This window comes from Peribacillus sp. NPDC058002 (genome assembly GCF_042886655.1).
Taxonomy (GTDB): Bacteria; Bacillota; Bacilli; order Bacillales; family DSM-1321; genus Peribacillus; species Peribacillus aracenensis.
On record NZ_JBHVQU010000377.1, the window covers coordinates 1 to 2,601 of the forward strand.

Below are 2,601 nucleotides of genomic sequence, written 5' to 3' on the forward strand. Positions count from 1 at the left end.
GGCAGATGTATTGCCCTGTATGATTGAACAAAAAAGCGGAGCGGTCGTGAATACAGCTTCTGGAGCTGGTTTACTCGCTACGCCAAACATGGTGGCGTATGGCGCAAGTAAACATGCGGTTCTTGGAATGACGAAAACTGCTGGTGTCGAAGTTGCCCCCCATGGTGTACGGGTGAATGCCGTCTGCCCAGGTGTCGTCAACACGGCTATGATGCGGTCGATTGAAAGCGGGTTTGGTCAAGGCGATTCCGCGGCAGCTGAAACGGCTAGAAAACAGTTGGAAGCAACGACTCCGGATGGTCGGTATGCTGAACCGCAGGAAATTGCAAATCTAATGATGTACTTAGTATCGGATCTTTCCAGCCACATTACGGGTCAAGAACTTGTAATTGACGGAGGGGCCATTTTAATCTGATAAGCAATAAACTTTATTACAGGGGGACGAATACATGAGTTTAAAAGGAAAAGTCATAGTAATTACAGGAGCAGGCAGCGGAATTGGAAAGGAAACGGCATGTAAATTAGCTGAACAGGGAGCTGTTGTCGTAGCGGCTGATTACAATGATTTTGCTGCTAAAGAAACGGCTGAAGCCATTCAACAAAAGGGAGGCACGGCTTCTTTTGTGAAAGTGGATGTAGCTAATGCGGAAGAAGTGGATGCGATGATCGAAGCTGCAGTTGCCAATCATGGCACCATCGACGGCATTTTCAACAACGCTGGAATTGGACTAGTAAAACCATTTCTAGAGATGGATCCAGAATCTTACCATAGAGTCGTTGATGTTGACCAACACGGCGTTTATTATGGCATGTATTATGCAGCAAGGAAGATGGTGGAGCTTGGGGTAACAGGCGCTACAATCGTTAATACAGCCTCAATATATGGGACGATGGTTTCAATCGGCAGCTTTAATTACCATGCTGCAAAAGCTGCAGTCATCGCCATGACTAAATCTGGAGCAATTGAACTTGCGCAATATGGGATTCGTGTTGTCGGTGTTGCACCAGGTTTTATCGAAACGCCGATCATTGGTGATGATCAAGAGTTCCTGGACAGTTTGGCCCAACTTCATATGAGGAAAAAATTGATACAGCCAGAAAAAGTTGCTGAAGTTGTAACGTTTTTGTTCTCTGAAAAAGCGGATGCCATTAATGGACAAGTCATTCCTGTTGATGATGGATTCTTAAGCTTTAAGGGGTAATCATTATTATCAATTAGATTTTCCAGATATCTTAAAAAGGGAGTTTTGACATATGAACAAACGATTCGATGGCAAAGTAGTAATCATTACAGGTGCAGGATCAGGTTTAGGACAAGCAGCCGCATTGGAAATGGCTAAAGAAGGAGCTAAACTTTCATTAGTTGATTTAAACGATGCATCTTTGGAGGCAACAAAAAAATTAATCTTTGAAATTGCACCAAACTCAGACGTGCTTCTGATCACTGCAGATGTATCGGATGAAGAAGCCGTCAAGAACTATGTAGACCAAACAGTCAGCAAATATGGTAGAGTCGATGGTTTTTATAATAATGCGGGTATCGAAGGTAAACAGGCACCTACGGCTGAATACGATAGCAACGTTTTCAACAAAGTAACGGACATCAATATTAATGGTGTATTTTATGGCATGAAATATATCTTGCCAATCATGAAAGAACAAGGATCAGGGGCAGTGGTGAACGTGGCTTCTGTAGGCGGAATTCGTGCTGTGCTTAACCAAGCTGCGTACGTTGCAAGTAAACATGCTGTAGCAGGATTAACAAAAACAGCTGCCATAGAATATGGTCAATACGGAATCAGCATAAATGCCATTGCACCAGGAGTAATCTTAACAACGATGGTTGAAGGTTCATTCAGGCAAATAGGCGGGGAGAATTGGGAAGAAGCAATGGCGGAATTCGTCAGTGTGAATCCTAAAAAACGCTTTGGTAAACCTGAAGAAGTCGGCCGCTTAGTCGCTTTCTTATTATCTGGGGAATCAGAGTTCATCAACGGGGCAGTCATTCCGATTGATGGCGGACAATCTTCACAATACTAATTGAACAAAGGGAGTGGCAGCATTTGGTCACTCCCTTTTAATGGTATCTTTTTAGTTAATGACCCAACATATTCACATTTGCAGAAAACGAAGACCTTCTGGGTTTTCGTTTTTTGTGGAAGATGTAAAAAATCCGTTTATAGCCTATGCGAACCTATAGAATAGATTCGAGAAGTTCAACACAGATGCACTCATTAAAAAAACGCCATACAAGGCGCTTAACAAAATTTCAAGAAACCAATCGTTATTTTTCTTTATCATGAAGCTTATCTTCATATTCAGTTTCCAACATACCATACAGACCATTCATTTCTTGTTCATCGGGATCTGCTCCAAACTCATTTCTATTTTTATTCTTTTTATCATCAAGGATTTCATCTTTATCATTCTTCCTATCCATACATATCACCTCCACACAATAGGGTGTCTCATTATCCAAAAAAACATACGCTTAGTGACCGGGTCTTTTTAAGTTTTCTTTTGTTTAAATTAAGAGTTAAAGATAAAATACTTATTCAATGCTAGTAATCTCCTTTTCAAGAACTTTTAATTGGTATTCTA

At 41.3% G+C, this 2,601-nt stretch carries 4 protein-coding genes; 3 read left to right on the forward strand and 1 reads right to left on the reverse strand.

Annotation, left to right across the window (positions count from 1 at the left end):
- The 3 genes from ACFVSH_RS25235 to ACFVSH_RS25245 form a co-directional block, all read left to right on the forward strand.
- On the forward strand, positions 1-415 hold a 415-nt coding region (locus ACFVSH_RS25235; RefSeq protein ID WP_387708492.1), incomplete at its 5' end, for an SDR family NAD(P)-dependent oxidoreductase.
- Between the two features lie 34 nt (positions 416-449).
- Entirely contained in the window at positions 450-1,202 is a 753-nt protein-coding gene (locus ACFVSH_RS25240) for an SDR family NAD(P)-dependent oxidoreductase (protein ID WP_387598509.1), read from the forward strand.
- A 52-nt stretch (positions 1,203-1,254) separates the two neighbouring features.
- A complete protein-coding gene (locus ACFVSH_RS25245; protein ID WP_387708494.1) occupies positions 1,255-2,040 on the forward strand; it encodes a glucose 1-dehydrogenase in 786 nt (261 codons plus the stop codon).
- 244 nt (positions 2,041-2,284) lie between these two features.
- On the opposite strand, the gene ACFVSH_RS25250 is transcribed toward ACFVSH_RS25245, so the two are convergent.
- Positions 2,285-2,440 (reverse strand): DUF4021 domain-containing protein, encoded by a 156-nt coding sequence (locus ACFVSH_RS25250; RefSeq protein WP_192204772.1) that lies wholly within the window; start codon positions 2,438-2,440, stop codon positions 2,285-2,287.
- Between the last annotated feature and the right edge of the window lie 161 nt (positions 2,441-2,601).

Excerpts from the sequence above, each read along its gene's own strand:
- ACFVSH_RS25240 (WP_387598509.1), top strand. The coding sequence starts at position 450 with ATGAGTTTAAAAGGAAAAGTCATAGTAATTACAGGAGCAGGCAGCGGA.
- ACFVSH_RS25250 (WP_192204772.1), bottom strand. The coding sequence starts at position 2,440 with ATGGATAGGAAGAATGATAAAGATGAAATCCTTGATGATAAAAAGAAT.
- ACFVSH_RS25245 (WP_387708494.1), top strand. The coding sequence starts at position 1,255 with ATGAACAAACGATTCGATGGCAAAGTAGTAATCATTACAGGTGCAGGA.